This is a genomic window from Salinispora vitiensis (genome assembly GCF_000378825.1).
Taxonomy (GTDB): Bacteria; Actinomycetota; Actinomycetes; order Mycobacteriales; family Micromonosporaceae; genus Micromonospora; species Micromonospora vitiensis.
In genome coordinates this window covers 6,536-23,428 of record NZ_KB900388.1, presented here as the reverse complement: position 1 = coordinate 23,428, position 16,893 = coordinate 6,536, and the positions used below count along the sequence as shown (strand labels likewise).

The window sequence follows — 16,893 nt, the reverse complement described above, 5'->3', positions numbered from 1 at the left end:
GGGTGTAGCGGTTGCCGCCGGGCCGCCGCACGACGACCGGGGGGTGCGGCGGCCCCAGCACAGAGCCGCCGCCCGTAGTGCGATTCGCGTCCTGGTCAGACGCACTCGCGGCAGATGAGGTCGCCGTTGCGCTGGGCCGCCAACTGGCTGCGGTGGTGCACCAGGAAGCAGCGCCCGCAACGGAACTCGTCCTGCTGCATCGGCAGCACCTTGACCGTCAACTCCTCATCGGCCAGGTCGGCGCCGGGCAGCTCGAAGCTCTCCGCCACCTCGGCCTCGTCCACGTCCACGGCGCCCGACTGTGAGTCGACGCGCCGGGCCTTCAGCTCTTCCAGGCTGTCCTCGCCGAGGTCGACCTCGTCGCGACGCGGGGCGTCGTAGTCGGTGGCCATCGGTTCACTCTCCCATATCGATGTTGTCGCTTCCGGTTGTAACGCCGGACGACGTTGTTTCGGTTCCGCTGGGCGGCCACCACTTGTGTCGTTCACCCGACCCGGCATGAGTCGGGTCGACGCCGCCAGGAAACTCCCCAGCGAGCGCGGTACCTTACCTCCACCGCAGGCGTGGCATGTATACCGCCCTCGTGGAAGAGATGTACGCCTCTGCACAGGAAGTTGTTCCCAATGTGACTCAGGCGACATGAAGATAGGGGTAGTACTACCCCGTTCCATGCCGGCGCGCCGGCATGTCCGGCTGTTTCCACGCCGCCGCCGGACAACCGTTAACCTCAGCGGCGTACCGGACGGCCGTTCGGGCGCTTCGCCCCCTGCTGACGACCGTCACCTTCCTCCGTCCCGGGAGCACCTTGATGAGCTTTGCGCGAGTGCGGGCACTCGTAGTCGTCGCCCTGTTGGCGATCCTGGCGCTGATCTTCAGCGTTGTCGCCCTCGTCCGGGACACGCAGAGCAACGCGGGGCTCGGCGCCGGCTGCCAGGAGGGCTGGCCGGCGGCGGACGTCACCCTCCGCGAACCGGCCGAGGTAAAGATCAAGGTACTCAACGGGACCGACCAGGTGGGCCTCGCCAGCAAGATCTCCGACGACTTCCGGAATCGGAAGTTCCAGGTCGAGGAGACCGGCGACGCGGCGAAGAGTGACGACATCGCGGTCCTGCGGTACGGCCCGAAGGGCGTTGGTTCGGCGCACCTGCTGCGGGCCTACTTCCTGAACAACGCCGCGACCGAGTACGACCCGGAGCGCGCCGACGCCACCGTGGACATCATCCTGGGCAGCGCCTTCCAGCAGCTTGCCACCACCACCGAGGTCAACCAGTCCCTCGGTGACCTCGGGGCACCGGTGGCGCCGCCCGACACCTGCCCGGTCCAGGAGGAGTGACCGGAACGGCCCCCAGGGCGGCTCAGGGGCCGCCGGCGGCGTCGAGGTCAGCTAGCCGGTCGTGCAGCGGCGCGAAGAGCCCCGGGGGCGCGGCGATCACCAGATCTGGCCCGGCAGCCGCCCCAGCCAGCCCGCCGACGCGCAGTCCGGCCTCGGCGGCCACCAGGCCACCCGCGGCGAGGTCCCAGGCGGCCAGCCCCTTCTCGTAGTAGGCGTCCACCCGCCCCTCGGCGGCGAGACAGAGGTCGAGGGCCGCCGCGCCGAGCCGACGGATGTCGCGGAGGTGCGGAATCAACTCGGCCAGCACGCGGGCTTGGTGCTGCCGGCGGCGCGGGTCGTAGCCGAAGCCGGTGGCCACCAGTGCCTGGCCCAGATCCGGCTCGGTGGAGCAGCGCAACCGTTGACCGTCCCGCCAGGCGCCGTTTCCGATGGTCGCGGTCCACTCCTCGCCGGTGACGACATTGCGTACCACCCCGGCGACCACCACCCCGTCGACCTCGGCGGCGAGCGAGACCGCGCTGTGCGGGATGCGGTACAGGTAGTTGACGGTGCCGTCGATGGGATCCACGATCCACCGGACGGCGGCACCGGCGCCCACTTCCCCGTACTCCTCACCCAACACGGCGTCCCCCGGCCGGAGCCGGCGCAGCGCGTCGTGCACCTGCTGCTCCACCGCCCGGTCGGCCGCGGTCACCACGTCGGTGACGGTGGTCTTGGTCGCGGCCACCGAAACGCCCTCGCTGCGCATCCGGTACGCCGTCGCGGCCGCCTCCCGCGCCACCTCGACCGCGATCTCCAGCAGCTCCCGCGGCTCCGGTACCGAGCGGACCATTCTCGTCCCCTTCCCGCACGACCGGGGTGGTCGCGACCATATGCGGGTATCATCCTTTCAAAGTCCACATCCGCGCCAATTCGGCGGTCCGAGCGGTGGTCCGGCGTGCGCCGCCGAATGATCGCCGTGGACAGCGTTACAATTCACCCTGCCCACGCGCCACGGACCGCCTCAACCGGCTGGCCCGCGACTCGGGGGTCCTCAACGACTCGCCCGGCACCGCGCTCCGCCCCACGCCGGACGACCCTGCCGTGCTCGCTCTTCGCCACCGGAAGGTCATTCGTGACAGAACCCCGCCAGACCGGCGCCGACGTTCGCTCGCTCACCGACACCTTGATCGCCCATGCGCAGAGCGCCGGCGGTCAGCTCACGTCGGCACAGCTCGCGCGCACTGTCGAGTCAGCCGAGGTGACTCCGGCCCAGGCCAAGAAAATCCTCCGGGCGCTCTCGGAGGCGGGGGTGACCGTCGTGGTAGACGGTTCGGCCAGCACCGCCCCGCGCCGCCGGGTGGCCGCCGCCCGGTCAACCACCCCAGCATCCCGGGCCACCACCGCCAAGACCACCAAGAAGGCCGCCACGGCCACTTCGAAGGCGGCACCGACCGGGGCCGAGGCACCGGCACCGGCGCCGCGAAAGGCCACCGCCCGCAAGGCGGCTGGCGCTGCCGCCGACGGTGCCAAGGCCGCGCCGGCGAAGAAGGCCACCCGGGCCACCAAGGCGACTGTGGCCGCGGCGACCGGCCCGGCGAAGGCCACGACGAAGACCGCGAAGGCCACGAAGGCCACGAAGGGCGAAGCTGCCGGCGAGGTCAACGCGGAGGAGCTGGCCGCTGAGATCGAAGACGTGGTGGTCGACGAGCCGGCGGAGCTGACCCAGGCCGCCGAGACCGACGCGGCGAACTCCGCCACCGACACCGACTTCGAGTGGGACGACGAGGAGTCCGAGGCCCTCAAGCAGGCCCGCCGAGACGCGGAGCTGACCGCCTCCGCCGACTCCGTCCGGGCGTACCTGAAGCAGATCGGCAAGGTCCCGCTCCTCAACGCCGAGCAGGAGGTCGAGCTCGCCAAGCGGATCGAGGCCGGCCTCTACGCCACCGAGCAGCTGCGCGCGGCGGATGAGGGCGACGAGAAGTTCAACCGCGACATGCAGCGCGACATGATGTGGATCTCGCGGGACGGGGAACGGGCAAAGAACCACCTCTTGGAGGCGAACCTCCGCCTGGTGGTATCGCTCGCCAAGCGCTACACCGGCCGCGGGATGGCCTTCCTCGACCTGATCCAGGAGGGCAACCTCGGCCTGATCCGCGCCGTCGAGAAGTTCGACTACACCAAGGGCTACAAGTTCTCCACCTACGCCACCTGGTGGATCCGCCAGGCCATCACCCGCGCCATGGCCGACCAGGCCCGCACCATCCGCATCCCGGTACACATGGTCGAGGTGATCAACAAGCTCGGCCGGATCCAGCGCGAGCTACTCCAGGACCTGGGCCGCGAGCCCACCCCGGAGGAGCTCGCGAAAGAGATGGATATCACACCGGAGAAGGTGCTGGAGATCCAGCAGTACGCCCGGGAGCCGATCTCGCTCGACCAGACCATCGGCGACGAGGGCGACAGCCAGCTCGGTGACTTCATTGAGGACTCGGAGGCCGTGGTCGCCGTCGACGCGGTGTCGTTCTCGCTCCTCCAGGATCAGCTCCAGCAGGTGCTGCAGACGCTGTCCGAGCGCGAGGCCGGGGTGGTCCGCCTCCGGTTCGGTCTGACCGATGGTCAGCCGCGTACGCTGGACGAAATCGGCCAGGTTTACGGGGTGACCCGAGAGCGCATCCGGCAGATCGAGTCCAAGACGATGTCCAAACTGCGCCACCCGTCCCGGTCGCAGGTGCTCCGGGATTATCTGGACTAAGGGCCTGCTCGGGGCCGAGTCCGCGCCAGACTCCACGACAGGTACCAACCAAGCGTGTCAGTTTGAGCACTCTCCGCGCAACCCCCTTCGTTGGTCGGATGGTTGCCCGATTGTGATCGTTGACGTGGCACCCTTGGTGCAGGGACGCTGTCGGAGTCAGGTGTGACCTCGGTCCCCCGCGGGCAGACAGGGAACGCGCGCCCTGATCAGGGTGTTGCACGATAGGTGAGCAACGACCGAAGAGAGTGTTCATCGGTGACGACCAGAGGAGGAAGGCGATGACCCCGACCCTCACGCCGCCGCCCGAGACGGTGAGCCCCCCGGCCGCCGATGAACGGTGCGACCGCTGCAATGCCGCCGGCAAGCTCCGCATTACCCTTGCTGGCGGCGGGGAACTGGTATTTTGCGGACATCACGCGAACAAGTACGCGGAGGATCTCGTCAAGATCACTGTGCGGTACGCAGCAGACCCGGAGTTCAGCTGGCGTGGCGCCGATCTGATGACCAACTGAGGATCCGCAACTGAACATGCAAAGCCGGCCGGGCCCGCTGGGCCCGGCCGGCTTTGTCGTCTCCGGCGCCGACTGTCCTCTTCCCCGCGCCGACCGCCCTCTTGTCCACGGCTACCGTTTCTTGCCCGGTGACTACCGTCCTCGTGTCCGTTAGCCGCCGTTCCCGGTCCCGGTGCCCCGGTCGGCTGCGGGGCGGGTCAGAGCGTCTGCACGGTGGCGATCCGCTCCTCCAACTGCTCAATCGTCGCCTGGGCGCTGGGCGGACCACCACAGCGACGGCGAAGCTCCGCATGGATCTTGCCGTGCGGCTGGCCGGTGTGGTGATGCCGGGCAGCCACCAGGGCGTTCAACTGTCGGCGCAGCGCCACCCGGCGCTGCGCCGCACCCATCGGCGCCGGCGGGGCGGCAGCGGTCGCCACGGCCGGCTCAGCCGGCCGTACGGTGCCCCGGCGTCGCGACGCGGCGAGCTGCTCGGCCTGCCGCTTGGACAGCAGCATGGCCACCTGATCGGCGGTGAGTAGACCGGGCAGCCCGAGGTACTCCTCCTCCTCCGGCGTACCGGCCTGCGCGGCAGTGCCAAAGGACGCGCCGTCAAAGATCACCTGATCCAGTTCGGCGGTCGCTGAGAGCGCGGCGAACCGCTTCTCCAACTCACCGCTGGCCTGGTCGTCCCGCTGGGCGCGCTCCAGCAGGTCGTCGTCGAAGCCATCCTGGTCCTTCGGCTTGCCCAGCACATGATCCCGCTCCGCTTCCATCTCGCTGGCGAGGCCGAGCAGGTGCGGGACGCTGGGCAGGAAGACCGATGCCGTCTCCCCCGGCCGGCGGGCCCGGACGAACCGCCCGATGGCCTGGGCGAAGTAGAGCGGGGTGCTGGCGCTGGTGGCGTAGACGCCGACGGCGAGCCGCGGGATATCCACCCCTTCGGAGACCATCCGGACCGCCACCAGCCAACGCTGCTCAGCCGTCGTGAACGTCGCGATCCGGTCCGAGGCGCCCGCGTCGTCGGAGAGCACCACGGCGGCCTTCTCCCCGGTCACCTGCTCGATGAGCTTCGCGTACGACCGGGCGGCCTGCTGGTCGCTGGCGATCACCAGCCCGGCGGCGTCGGGCATCCCGGCGTTACGCAGCACGGTCAGCCGGGCGTCCGCCGCCCGCAGCACCTGCGGCATCCAGTCGCCGGCCGGGTCGAGCGCGGTTCGCCACGCCTGCGCGATCAGGTCCTGGGTCATCGGCTCCCCGAGCCGGGCGGCCAGCTCCTCACCGGCGTTCGTCCGCCACCGGGTCTCCCCCGAGTAGGCCAGGAAGAGCACCGGGCGTACCACGCCGTCGTGCAGCGCGTCGGCGTAGCCGTAGACGGAATCGGCGCGGGACCGCAGGAGGCCGTCTCCGCCCCGCTCGTAGCTGACGAACGGGATCGGGTTGTCGTCGGAGCGGAACGGGGTGCCGGTGAGCATGAGCCGGCGCTCCGCGCCCTCGAAGGCCGCCTGCACCCCGTCCCCCCAGGTCCGGGAATCGCCGGCGTGGTGGATCTCGTCGAGGATGACCAGGGTGCGCCGGGTCAGGGTGCGCCGCCGGTGCACCTGCGGCGCCATCCCCACCTGGGCGTAGGTGACCACCGCACCGTGAAAGTCGGCCGACGAGTGCAGATCCGCGTTCCGGAACGCCGCGTCGAGCTGGATGCCGACCCGGGCGGCAGCCTGCGCCCACTGGGTCTTGAGGTGCTCGGTCGGGGCTACCACGGTGATCGCATCGATGCTGCCATCGGCGAGCAGCTCGGCGGCGACCCGAAGGGCGAACGTGGTTTTACCGGCCCCCGGCGTGGCCACCGCGGTGAAGTCCGGCTCCCGCCGACGTAGGTACTCCACCAGCGCCCGGCGCTGCCAGGCGCGCAGGGCTGGGAACGTCTCGAGCGTTGGCGTCCGGGCTGCCACGCGAAGCTCCTCTCACCGCCGGCGGGACGGCCCCGACCGAGGATCGCGGGTTACGAACGCACGCCCTGAGCCGTACCGGCATCGGCGCCGCCGCCGCCCATGAAAACGCCCCCGCGCGCAGTGCCGCGAGGGCCGGCGCCCAGCATAACCAGCGAGCGCCGTACGCCCCACTCGACGCCACGGTCAACGCAGGGGGACGCAGCGGTGGGTACCGCCACAGCTCACGCGGGCGGCGGACCAGCCAGCGGTCGACTCACTCCCGCATTGACTCGTAGATCTCCTTGCACTTGGGGCAGACCGGTGAGCCCGGTTTCGCCGACTTGGTGACCGGGAAGGTCTCGCCGCAGAGCGCCACGACGTGGGTGCCCATCACGGCACTCTCGGCGATCTTCTCTTTGCGCACGTAATGGAACATCTCGGGACCGGTGTCGGCGTCCTTCACCTCGGGACGCTCGAGAACCTGTGTGCTCACTTCCATACCTCCACCCGCCAAGTCTGGCAGGTCACCCTTTGCCCGGTCTACTTCGAGCCCGACTGACCGACGCCGTACGGTTGGGCACTGTGACCACCTTTCACCTCCGACACGGCGCCGAAGTCGCCGACGCGCTACGCGTCGGCCGTCCCGTGGTAGCGCTCGAGAGCACGATCGTCTCGCACGGCCTGCCCCGGCCGGACAACCTTCGGGTGGCCCGCGAGATCGAACAGACCGTCCGGGACGCCGGCGCGGTACCGGCCACCATCGGCATGGTCGCCGGCCAGCTCGTGGTCGGCCTCGACGACGCGGAGCTGACCCGCCTCGCCACCGTCGACGATGTGGCGAAGCTCTCCGTACGCGATCTCGCCGTGGCTGCCGCGACCGGCGCGGACGGCGCCACGACCGTGGCCGCTACCAGCGCGGTGGCCGCGGCGGCGGGGATCCGAGTGTTCGCCACCGGCGGTCTCGGCGGCGTGCACCGCGAGGCGGCCCAGAGCTTCGACGAGTCCGCCGACCTGACGACCCTCGCCCGTACGCCGATCGCCGTGGTCTGCGCCGGGGTGAAGTCGATTCTCGACTCGGGCGCCACGTTGGAACGCCTGGAGACACTCGGGGTCGGGGTGGTCGGCTACCGCACCCGCCGTTTCCCCGGCTTCTACCTCACCGACGGCGGCTTCGACCTGGACTGGTCGGTCGACTCGCCGGAGCAGGTGGCGGCGGCACTCGCCGCCCAGGAGCAGCACAGGCTGCACTCCGGCGGCCTGGTCGTGGCCAACCCGCTGCCCACCGACGAGCAGCTCGACCCGGCACTACACGATCGCACCCTGACCGAAGGGCTGACACTGTTGCGGCGGGAGGGGATCACCGGTAAGGCGGTGACCCCGTTCCTGCTGGCACACTTCCACTCCGCGACCGAGGGCGCCAGCCTCGCGGTGAACATCCGGATCATCCTGCGCAACGCCGACCTCGCCGCCCGGATCGCGGTCGCGTCGGCTGCCCGGCAGGCATGACGCCACCCCGGGTGGTCGTCGTCGGCGACCTGATCACCGACGTGGTGGCGGTGCTGGCCGGGCCGCTTACGACCGGTTCGGACACGCCGGCCGAGATCCGGTTCACCGGAGGCGGCCAGGCGGCGAACACCGCGGCCTGGCTGGGCGCGTTGGGCATGCCGGTGACGTTGGTCGGGGCGGTGGGCGACGACGGTCCCGGCCGGGACCGGGTCGCCGAGTTGGAGCGCGGCGGGGTCGACTGCGCGGTCACCCGGGTACCCGAGGTCCCCACCGGCACGGTCCTGGTGCTGGCCACCAGCGACGAACGCACGATGGTCACCGAACGGGGGGCGAACCTGTGGCTTTCCCCGACGGCGGTGGACGCCGCTCTTGACGCCACCCCGGACGCCGGCCATCTGCACCTGTCCGGTTACACCCTGCTGGATGCCGGGTCCCGGCCGGCCGGGCTCCGCGCACTGGCGGCGGCCCGCGAACGGGGGCTGTCGATCAGCGTGGACGCGGCCAGTGCGGCACCGCTGCAGCGGGTCGGCGCGGCGGCCTTCCTGAGCTGGGTACGCGGCATCGACCTGCTCCTGGTCAACGCCGCGGAGGCCCGGGTGCTGGCGGGCGGGCTTGACCCGGCGGCGCAGGGGCGGGTGCTCTCCGCCTCGGCCCGGCGGGTGGTGGTCAAACGGGGAGCGGCCGGCGCGGTCTGGGTGGACCGGGACGCCATGCTCGCGGTGACCCCGACCCGTCGGATGACGGTGGTCGATCCCACCGGCGCTGGCGACGCGTTCGCCGCCGGCCTGCTCTCCACCTGGCTGACCGGAGCCGCCCCGGAGGCGGTGCTGCAGCGGGCCGGTGACCTAGGCGCGTCGGCAGTCGGCCAGGTGGGGGCCCGACCACCGGCCTGACCCCCGGCTACTGCTCGGCGTCGATGACCGTGCGCGGCTGTTCCTCGGCCGTGAGACTCATCGGCGCCGGGTCCGCCAGGGACCGGGATCGGGACCGGAACCGGCCACCGAGGCGGTGCTTCTCCTTCGGCGGCCGGTCGTTGGCCAGCAGCACGGCCAGCCACGGAATCAGGATCATGCCCACGCCGGCCAGGGGCAGCCAGAGCCAGAGCATGGGGGCCTCCACGCCGACCAGGATCGCGCCGACAATCAGGCACACCACCCGGACGCCCATCATCAGCACGTACCGCTTCTGGCGGCTGGTGAGCTGATCGTCCTGGCTGCGCGGGGCGTCGGTGATCAGGATCGGCTGGTACGCCGGACGCTTCACCACGGACCTCCTCGGGGATCCCCCTCATCCTGTCACCTCGCCCTCCGGCCGTGGGAGGTCGCCGTCAACCTCGCCCTCCGGCGCCGCGAGAGGGCGCCGTCACCTCGCCCTCCGGCATTGCGAGAGGAGCACGATTCCTGCACGCGAGGTCCTACTCCCCGGGCTGCCCGACGGATCGCCGGTAGGGGCCCCAGGCCACGAAACGGTCGAAGAGCTCACGCGGGCCCGGCCCGTCGTGCGGGTTCAAGTGATACAGGTCGTGCATCGCCTCGTAGAACAGCCCGGCGAGGTAGATCGACAAACTGGGTGGGCGCGTCGCAAACTCGGCTTTCAACAGCAGCCGGGCCTCCGCGCAGGGCCACGGCTGGCCACATGCCCGGCACGCCCACATCGGCCGCAGCGGCGTGTGCGGCGGCCGGTTCCCGGCGCGGTGCCGGGGGTATTCGGGATGGGGGCCGAGTCTCGGCTGCGGCAACGGGTGCGGGTGCGGATTCACCACCGCCCCCCGTTCGCCCGCCAGGACTGGGCGGGGGTCAGCCAACCGACCCGACCGGGCTGGAGAAACGCCGCGGTCGGTGCCGTCATCCAGGCCGGCGGTGGAGCTACCGCGGCCGGATTCCGCCGCGGTAGCTCCACCGGGGTGTCTTCCCGACGACGCCGACAACGGAATAGACGTACTGACATGGCTACCTCCTCGGTGAGTTGGAAGGGCCGCCCCGCCTCCCCCGGTGGGGCGGCCCGACAGTGCCGCCGGCGGGTCCGCTCCGCTACCGACCGCACCGTCCTGCCCTCACCCTCCAGCCCGGAGCTGGACAGTCACACAGCGTTGCATTTAGTTTTTTGGACAGTCTCTTTGTTCTGGATTGGAGCAGGCATGAACCACGCGTTTGTCGCAGCGCTCGCCGAGGCGGGGCATACCGCCGAAAGCCTCGCGGGTCAGGTCGGCGTCCATCCGAAGACCGCCGCGCGGTGGGCCAACCCCGGCCACATCCCACAGGCCCGGCACCGGGCCACCGTCGCGGAGCTGCTGGGCCGAGACATCGACACCCTCTGGCCGGACGTGAGCCGCCGCCGGGAGCCGGTCTGGTTCCGCCCCTGGGTCAACGTCGAACGCGAGGCGATCGCGTTACGGGCCTTCCAACTCGCCTGGGTGCCGGGGCTGCTCCAGACCGAGGCGTACGCGGAGGCGACCCTCGCCGGTGGCATTCTCACCACCGACACCGACGATCTCGTCGAGGCTCGGCTAAACCGCCAGGCGATCCTCCAGCGCGAGCAGGGGCCGCTGCTGATCGCCGTGCTGGACGCCGGGGTCCTGCGCCGGCGGGTCGGCGACAGCCGGGCCCTCATGGCCGAGCAGCTCGCCCACCTCCTGGCCTGCGCCGAGTCGCCGAAGGTGCAACTGCACGTCGTCCCGTTCGACGCCCCCAGCTACCCGGGGCTGGACGGGCCCTTCACCATCGCCGACATGCCGGACGGGTCACGGGCGGCCCACGTGGACAGCCCCGCGCGGGCGCAGCTACTGGAGAAGACATCGGACATTGTTACGCTGGAGCGACGGTGGGAACTCATTCGTGGGGAGGCCCTCCCCCGTGGGCGCTCCCTGGATCTCCTGAGAGAAGCGGCAGCAGCATGGACCTGACCGGTGCCCGGTGGCGCAAGAGCACGAAGAGTGGCGGTAACGGCGGTGACTGTGTAGAGGTCGCCGACAACCTCCCTGGCGTCGTCGGTGTCCGCGACAGCAAGGACCCGCACGGGCCCGCGCTGGCGTTCGGGCCGGCGGCGTGGCAGGCATTCGTCGGCTTCGCCCGGCGACCCTGACCTCCACGCGGGGCGGCCCCGGCCTCACCTGGGCTGGGGCCGCCCCCCGGCCTCGCCGTGGGCCAGGGCAGCCCGGCCTCGCCGTGGGGCGGGCCGCCACCCCGACGCTCCCGGTTGACACCGGTGGCCGAAGTCCGGCGGGTGCCGCCCACGACGATGTCGATGGCGGGCAGGATAGCGACGTGGACCCAGATGACATGCTCTTCTCCCCCGCCGGCGTCGCGGCGCTGCGCAACGCCCTGACCCGGGCGAACTTCACCTCGAACGGGATCGCCGGCCGGCTGGGGTCGCAGGCGACCGGCGGGATGGCCCACAACGACTTCCGGGCCGCGCTACGCGCCACCGAGGACCGCGATCCCCTCGCCACCCTGATCCGGCTCTTCGTCTGCGAACAGACCGAGCCGTACGAGGCGGTCGCCACCGCGCTCGCGCCGCTGCCGATCAAGGAGGCGCTCGCCGGTGGCCTGGTCGAGCGGCACGGCGACGGCCTGCGGATGGGCCTCGACCTGGAGCCGTACGGGGACGACTGGTGGGTGCTCGCCGACGCGCCCGCCAGCACCCACCCCGGCCGGGCGTTGCAGGCCGAGCATGTACTCGGCATCGGCGGCGCCACCCAGACCCTGATCGGGGCGACCGTCCGACAACCGGTCGAGACCGCACTCGATCTGGGCACCGGCTCCGGCGTCCAGGCCCTGCACCTCTCCACCCACGCCCGGCGGGTCACCGCCACCGACCTCTCCGAGCGGGCGTTGCGCTTCGCCGCGACCACCGCCGCCCTGAACGGGCAGGACTGGGAGCTCCTTCGCGGCGACCTGACCGCTCCGGTCGCCGGGCGTCGCTTCGATCTGGTGGTCAGCAACCCACCCTTCGTTGTTGGGCCGGGCACCACCACGCACGTCTATCGCGACTCCGGGCGGGTGGGCGACGCGATCGGCGCCGAGTTGGCCGCCGCCGCCCCGAGCCTGCTCACCGAGGGCGGCACCATGCAGTACCTCGCGAATTGGGTGCACGTCACTGGCGAGGACTGGGCCGAGCGGGTCGCCGGCTGGTTCGCCGGCAGTGGGCTGGATGCCTGGGTGATCCAGCGCGAGGTCGCCGACCCGATGGCGTACGTCAATCTGTGGCTCTCCGACGTCGGCGAAACGGCCAGCCCGGAACGGATGGCCGAGTGGTTGGACTGGTTCGACGCGCACAAGGTCGAGGCGATCGGCTTCGGCATCGTTTCGCTGCGCCGCTCCGGTCACGACGACCCGGTCGTCCGGGTAGAGGAGCTGCGCCAGCTGGTCGAGGCGCCGCTCGGCGACCGGGTCACCGAATGGTTCGACCGCCAGGAGTGGCTCCGGGTCCGCGACACCGACGGGCTGCTCGCGGCGCGCTACCGGGCCGCCGATGACCTCCAGCTGCGGCAGGAGGCCACCATGAGTGACGAGGGGTGGTCGGTGAACCGGCAGATCCTCGCCATGCCGAACGGCCTGCGCTGGACCGAGGAGATCGATCCGATCGTCCTGGCCCTGGTCGGCGGAGCGGACGGGCGGTTGCCGCTGCGCGATCAGCTCGCCCTGCTCGCCTCCGCGCACGACGTGGCCCCGGGCGAGCTGGCGGAGGCGGCCGGCCCGATCGTGGCCCACCTGGTCGAGCGCGGTTTCGTCGAGCCGGTGATGGACTGATGCGGGCGGTGGTGCAGACGGTCGGCCGGGCCCAGGTCACGGTTGACGATGTGGTGGTGGGGGCGATCAACGACGGCCTGCTGGTGCTGCTCGGGGTGACCCACTCCGACACGACGCAGACCGCCCGGACCCTCGCCCGCAAGGTGCACGAGCTGCGGATCCTCGACGAGGAACGGTCGGCCGCCGACCTCGGTGCCCCGATCCTGGTGGTCAGCCAGTTCACCCTCTACGGGGACGCCCGCAAGGGCCGCCGCCCGAGTTGGACCGCCGCCGCCCCGGCGGAGGTGGCCGAGCCTCTGGTCATCGCGGTCGTCGAGGAGCTACGCGCCCGTGGGGCCAAGGTGGAGACTGGACGCTTCCGGGCCCAGATGCTGGTGGAGAGCGTGAACGTCGGCCCGCGCACCATCCTGCTCGACCTCTGATCGCGGCGCCGACCGCTCGGCACGGGCTCGTCCACTCTGACAAACCCGCCGCTAGGTAGTCAAGAACTCACGGAGTGTTTACCTTTCCGGGCGCGGTGGGTAGAACCATGTCTATGTCTTCCCATTCAAGCCCGTTCGCTGCTGGCGGCTCACGGCGGCGGCTGATCGCCGCCGCCGTGGCCGTCGGGATGATCGCGACCTCCGTCGCCGCGCTCGATCCGGCTGCCGCGAACGCCGGCCTGTCCCCGACAACCAATCCCCTCGCCACTGCCGGCACCGCGCCGGAGGCGCACACCGTCACCCTGGTCACCGGCGACATCGTCACCGTCCGCGCCCTCGCCGACGGCAAGACCCTGACCGAGGTCGAGCAGCCCGACGACGCCACCGGCGGCTTCAGCGTCCAACAACACGGCGACGACCTCTACGTCGTCCCCGACGAAGCCATACCCCTGCTCGCCGACGATCGGCTCGACCAGCGACTGTTCAACGTCACCGACCTCATCGACATGGGCTACGACGACGCCCACACCACCGACATACCGCTGATCGCCACCTACCCGGAAGCAGCAACCCGCACCACCGCCGCACCGGCCGGTGCCACGCTCACCCACGACCTACCCGCCATCAACGGCCACGCCCTCACCACCGACAAAGAAGACACCCGCACCCTCTGGACCACCCTCACCGCCGGCTCCAGTCAGACCCGGGCTGAAAGCACCGGCGCCAAACTCTGGCTCGACGGCCAGGTCCAGGCCACCCTCGCCGACAGCGTCCCCCAGGTCGGCGCCCCCGAGGCGTGGGAGGCCGGCTACGACGGCGACGGCGCCACCGTCGCCGTCCTCGACACCGGCATCGACCCCACCCACCCCGACCTCGTGGATCAAATCCAGGACATGGTGAGCTTCGTCCCCGACCAGGACGCCACCGACCCACAGGGGCACGGCACCCACGTCGCCTCGATCATCGCCGGCACCGGCGCCGCCTCCGACGGCGACAACACCGGCGTCGCACCCGCAGCCGACCTGATCATCGGCAAAGTCCTCAACAACGGAGGCGTCGGCCAGGACTCCTGGATCATCGCCGGCATGCAGTGGGCCGCCGAATCCGGCGCCGATGTGGTCAACATGAGCCTCGGCAACGCGGCGCGTACCGATGTCCTCGACCCGATGACCCTCGCCGTGGACAACCTCTCCGCACAGCATGGCACCCTCTTCGTCATCGCCGCCGGCAACAACGGAACGACCATCGGCACCCCCGGCAACGCCGAAAGCGCGCTCACGGTCGGTGCCGTCGACAAGCAGGACCAGCTCGCCAGCTTCTCCAGCGTCGGACCACTGGCCGGGAGCGGAGGGCTCAAGCCCGACCTCACCGCCCCCGGCGTCGCAATCAACGCCGCCCGCTCCCAACACAGCACCGGCGACGGGACGTACACCGTCAAGACCGGCACCTCAATGGCGGCCCCACACGTCGCCGGAGCGGCCGCCGTCCTCGCCCAACAACACCCCGACTGGACCGGTCAACAGCTCAAAGACGCCCTGATGAGCAGCGCCGAGACGCTGAGTGACAGCTACACCGCGTTCCAGGTCGGCACCGGCCGACTGGATGTGGCCGCGGCCGTGGACAGCACTGTACGCGCCGCCGGCTCGGCGTTCATCGGCTACTTCGAGTGGCCGCACCAGCCCACCGACACCCCCGTAACCGAACCGGTCACCTTCACCAACAGCGGCACCACCCCGGTCACCCTCGACCTGACCACCACCGGCAGCGACGCGTTCACGCTCAACGACTCCAAGGTGACCGTGCCAGCGGGCGGCCAGGTGGACGTCCCGGTGACCGCCGACCCCAATGGAATCGCCATCGGCTCACACACCGGCTACCTCGTCGGCACCGACCGCACCACCGGCGAAACCCTCACCCGCACCGCCCTCGGCCTCCTCAAAGAGGACGAACGCTACGGCCTGACCATCAAACTCCGCGACCGCAACGGCGACCCCACCCAGGAGTTCGTCGTGGTACGGGCAGCCGGCGAATGGTTCCCCCGGTACATTCCGGTCGATGGTGAACGGACGCTGCGCCTGCCACCAGGGACCTACACGCTGGAAACGAGGGCGGAGGTCCCGGGTGAACGAGCGGACTCCCTCGGCCTCGCCCTGCTGGCCGCCCCGGAAGTCGTACTAGACAAACCAACCGAGGTGAACCTGGACGCCAGCGCGGCACGACTACTCGACATCGCCACCCCCCAACGCAGCGAAGACCGGCAGCGGCTGCTCCAGTACATCATCGACTACGGCACCGGCGCCGGCCCGCTCTACTATGTCCACTCCATCTCGCCGGTCTATGACGACCTATATGTCCTACCGACCGAGAAGACCACCGAGAGCACTTTCGCTATGGCAGCTAAGTGGCGCAAGGGAGCACCGGTCCTGAGCCTGCGCGCCCTCGGCATACTCCCCATCGACGCCGTCGTCCAACCCGGCAGCACCATCACCACCGGCAAACAATGGCTGCGCCCCGTCTACGCCGGCACCGGCATCCCCGAGGACTACGCCACCCTCGACGCCGACGGCAAAATCGCCGTCGTCAAACGCAGCGACGAGGTCAACGCAGCCGACCGGGCCGCCGCCGCGGCCGCCGCCGGAGCCGCACTCCTCCTGGTCGTCAACGACAACCCCGGAATCCTGCACGAAGATGTCGGCGAATCACCCATCCCCGTCGCCAGTGTCCACCGCGACATCGGAAACATCCTGATCACCCTCGCCGAACACGGCATACCCCCACTGCAGGTCGACCAGGAGCAGTACCCCGACACCGTCTACGACCTGGTCCGGATCTGGCGAGACCAGGTGCCCGACCAGCCCCTCACCTACCACCCCAGCCACCACGACCTGGCCCGAATCGACGCGCGCTACCACGCCGTCCAGGACACCGAAGGCGCCGGCTACCGTGCCGACACGGCCATCGGCCTCCCCCTCGGAGTCCTCGAGCCGGAGTGGCATCCCAGCACCCGCACCGAATGGGTCACCCCGGGAATCCCCTGGGTTGAGGGCCACATACAGCGTGACTTCTACGTCGCGGCGGACGCGCACACCTACGCCGAGGGCACGACCACGCGGCTGGACTGGTTCGCCCCCGCCATCCGGCCAGCCTTCAACCAGTCGTCCTATCTCCGGAACAGTCGATACCAGGACCAGATGACTCTCAACCCGCATTCCTGGAGCCCGTCGGGCGCCGTGCTCGACCACAGCGGGGCGATGAGGTATCCCGCGGCACAGGAACACATCAAGCTTTATCAGGGCGACACCCTGCTACACGAAGACCAGAATTTTGCCCATTTGATCAAGAAGGAGGTGCCGGCCGGGACGCTGCCGTACCGGCTGGTGCTGGACGCGTCACGCTCGGCCGACGAGTGGGGGTTGTCGACCCGTACCCACACCGAGTGGGACTTCATCTCCAGCACCAACGACGCCGACCCCAACACGCCCGAACCGCTCACCCTGCTGCAGCTCGACTACGAACTGGAAACCGACCTACGAGGCGACGCTGAAGCCGGCACCCACCAAGACATCAGCATCACCCCCAGACCACAGCCCGGCGGCTCCGGTACCGGCACCATCACCGCAGTAGAACTCGAGATCTCCTACGACGACGGCACCACCTGGCAACCCATCACCCTCACCCCGGGCGACAACAACCGCCACACCGCAACCCTGAAACTGCCCGACCAACCC

General features: G+C 70.4%; 17 protein-coding genes. 10 read left to right on the top strand and 7 right to left on the bottom strand.

Features of this window, described 5'->3' with window-relative positions:
* Positions 1-95: 95 nt before the first annotated feature.
* On the bottom strand, positions 96-392 hold the full coding sequence (locus SALPAC2_RS0100095) for a DUF4193 domain-containing protein (RefSeq protein WP_018214600.1): 297 nt from the start codon (positions 390-392) through the stop codon (positions 96-98).
* Between the two features lie 431 nt (positions 393-823).
* Between SALPAC2_RS0100095 and SALPAC2_RS0100090 the strand changes: the two genes are divergently transcribed.
* Positions 824-1,333 (top strand): LytR C-terminal domain-containing protein, encoded by a 510-nt coding sequence (locus SALPAC2_RS0100090; RefSeq protein WP_026184243.1) that lies wholly within the window; start codon positions 824-826, stop codon positions 1,331-1,333.
* 22 nt (positions 1,334-1,355) lie between these two features.
* Here the strand turns inward: SALPAC2_RS0100090 and SALPAC2_RS0100085 are convergent, their stop codons facing one another.
* Positions 1,356-2,165, bottom strand: coding sequence for an inositol monophosphatase family protein (locus tag SALPAC2_RS0100085; protein ID WP_018214598.1), 810 nt, complete (start codon positions 2,163-2,165; stop codon positions 1,356-1,358).
* A 282-nt stretch (positions 2,166-2,447) separates the two neighbouring features.
* Here SALPAC2_RS0100085 and SALPAC2_RS0100080 point away from each other — a divergent pair, with 282 nt between their 5' ends.
* Both SALPAC2_RS0100080 and SALPAC2_RS0100075 read left to right on the top strand, forming a co-directional pair.
* Positions 2,448-4,067, top strand: coding sequence for an RNA polymerase sigma factor (locus tag SALPAC2_RS0100080; protein WP_018214597.1), 1,620 nt, complete (start codon positions 2,448-2,450; stop codon positions 4,065-4,067).
* 278 nt (positions 4,068-4,345) lie between these two features.
* Positions 4,346-4,579 (top strand): DUF7455 domain-containing protein, encoded by a 234-nt coding sequence (locus SALPAC2_RS0100075; RefSeq protein ID WP_012181646.1) that lies wholly within the window; start codon positions 4,346-4,348, stop codon positions 4,577-4,579.
* A 197-nt stretch (positions 4,580-4,776) separates the two neighbouring features.
* Here the strand turns inward: SALPAC2_RS0100075 and SALPAC2_RS0100070 are convergent, their stop codons facing one another.
* Both SALPAC2_RS0100070 and SALPAC2_RS0100065 read right to left on the bottom strand, forming a co-directional pair.
* Positions 4,777-6,510: a DEAD/DEAH box helicase gene (locus SALPAC2_RS0100070; protein ID WP_018214596.1), complete on the bottom strand. Its 1,734-nt coding sequence runs from the start codon at positions 6,508-6,510 to the stop codon at positions 4,777-4,779.
* Positions 6,511-6,763: 253 nt separating this feature from the next.
* Entirely contained in the window at positions 6,764-6,988 is a 225-nt protein-coding gene (locus SALPAC2_RS0100065; RefSeq protein WP_018214595.1) for a DUF3039 domain-containing protein, read from the bottom strand.
* A 32-nt stretch (positions 6,989-7,020) separates the two neighbouring features.
* Here SALPAC2_RS0100065 and SALPAC2_RS0100060 point away from each other — a divergent pair, with 32 nt between their 5' ends.
* Together SALPAC2_RS0100060 and SALPAC2_RS0100055 are read left to right on the top strand one after the other, a co-directional pair.
* Positions 7,021-7,995, top strand: a complete 975-nt coding sequence (locus SALPAC2_RS0100060) for a pseudouridine-5'-phosphate glycosidase (RefSeq protein ID WP_188115867.1) — start codon at positions 7,021-7,023, stop codon at positions 7,993-7,995.
* Entirely contained in the window at positions 7,992-8,888 is an 897-nt protein-coding gene (locus tag SALPAC2_RS0100055) for a carbohydrate kinase family protein (protein ID WP_018214593.1), read from the top strand. Before SALPAC2_RS0100060 ends, SALPAC2_RS0100055 begins: the two co-directional genes overlap by 4 nt.
* Positions 8,889-8,895: 7 nt before the next feature.
* On the opposite strand, the gene SALPAC2_RS0100050 is transcribed toward SALPAC2_RS0100055, so the two are convergent.
* The 3 genes from SALPAC2_RS0100050 to SALPAC2_RS27130 all read right to left on the bottom strand — a co-directional run bounded on the left by SALPAC2_RS0100050 (position 8,896) and on the right by SALPAC2_RS27130 (position 9,942).
* Entirely contained in the window at positions 8,896-9,258 is a 363-nt protein-coding gene (locus tag SALPAC2_RS0100050; RefSeq protein ID WP_018214592.1) for a DUF3099 domain-containing protein, read from the bottom strand.
* A gap of 151 nt (positions 9,259-9,409) precedes the next feature.
* Positions 9,410-9,754: a hypothetical protein gene (locus SALPAC2_RS25530; protein ID WP_026184242.1), complete on the bottom strand. Its 345-nt coding sequence runs from the start codon at positions 9,752-9,754 to the stop codon at positions 9,410-9,412.
* On the bottom strand, positions 9,751-9,942 hold the full coding sequence (locus SALPAC2_RS27130) for a hypothetical protein (protein WP_080636836.1): 192 nt from the start codon (positions 9,940-9,942) through the stop codon (positions 9,751-9,753). The genes SALPAC2_RS25530 and SALPAC2_RS27130 overlap by 4 nt, the downstream gene beginning before the upstream one ends.
* Before the next feature lie 190 nt (positions 9,943-10,132).
* Here SALPAC2_RS27130 and SALPAC2_RS0100040 point away from each other — a divergent pair, with 190 nt between their 5' ends.
* The 5 genes from SALPAC2_RS0100040 to SALPAC2_RS0100020 form a co-directional block, all read left to right on the top strand.
* The gene (locus tag SALPAC2_RS0100040; protein WP_018214590.1) at positions 10,133-10,897 is read left to right on the top strand and encodes a DUF5753 domain-containing protein; all 765 of its coding nucleotides are present in this window, start codon (positions 10,133-10,135) and stop codon (positions 10,895-10,897) included.
* The gene (locus SALPAC2_RS0100035; RefSeq protein WP_018214589.1) at positions 10,888-11,076 is read left to right on the top strand and encodes a DUF397 domain-containing protein; all 189 of its coding nucleotides are present in this window, start codon (positions 10,888-10,890) and stop codon (positions 11,074-11,076) included. Before SALPAC2_RS0100040 ends, SALPAC2_RS0100035 begins: the two co-directional genes overlap by 10 nt.
* 182 nt (positions 11,077-11,258) lie before the next feature.
* The gene (locus SALPAC2_RS0100030; protein WP_026184241.1) at positions 11,259-12,743 is read left to right on the top strand and encodes a DUF7782 domain-containing protein; all 1,485 of its coding nucleotides are present in this window, start codon (positions 11,259-11,261) and stop codon (positions 12,741-12,743) included.
* Entirely contained in the window at positions 12,743-13,165 is a 423-nt protein-coding gene (dtd, locus tag SALPAC2_RS0100025; RefSeq protein WP_018214587.1) for a D-aminoacyl-tRNA deacylase, read from the top strand. Before SALPAC2_RS0100030 ends, dtd begins: the two co-directional genes overlap by 1 nt.
* Positions 13,166-13,278: 113 nt before the next feature.
* Positions 13,279-16,893 (top strand): S8 family serine peptidase (locus SALPAC2_RS0100020; protein WP_018214586.1); only part of this gene is annotated, 3,615 nt, incomplete at its 3' end.

Bases quoted from the DNA above. Each gene is read 5' to 3' on its own strand.
- SALPAC2_RS0100095 (WP_018214600.1), bottom strand. From the start codon at position 392: ATGGCCACCGACTACGACGCCCCGCGTCGCGACGAGGTCGACCTCGGC.
- SALPAC2_RS0100085 (WP_018214598.1), bottom strand. From the start codon at position 2,165: ATGGTCCGCTCGGTACCGGAGCCGCGGGAGCTGCTGGAGATCGCGGTC.
- SALPAC2_RS0100075 (WP_012181646.1), top strand. From the start codon at position 4,346: ATGACCCCGACCCTCACGCCGCCGCCCGAGACGGTGAGCCCCCCGGCC.
- SALPAC2_RS0100065 (WP_018214595.1), bottom strand. From the start codon at position 6,988: ATGGAAGTGAGCACACAGGTTCTCGAGCGTCCCGAGGTGAAGGACGCC.
- SALPAC2_RS0100055 (WP_018214593.1), top strand. From the start codon at position 7,992: ATGACGCCACCCCGGGTGGTCGTCGTCGGCGACCTGATCACCGACGTG.
- SALPAC2_RS27130 (WP_080636836.1), bottom strand. From the start codon at position 9,942: ATGTCAGTACGTCTATTCCGTTGTCGGCGTCGTCGGGAAGACACCCCG.
- SALPAC2_RS0100040 (WP_018214590.1), top strand. From the start codon at position 10,133: ATGAACCACGCGTTTGTCGCAGCGCTCGCCGAGGCGGGGCATACCGCC.
- SALPAC2_RS0100035 (WP_018214589.1), top strand. From the start codon at position 10,888: ATGGACCTGACCGGTGCCCGGTGGCGCAAGAGCACGAAGAGTGGCGGT.
- dtd (WP_018214587.1), top strand. From the start codon at position 12,743: ATGCGGGCGGTGGTGCAGACGGTCGGCCGGGCCCAGGTCACGGTTGAC.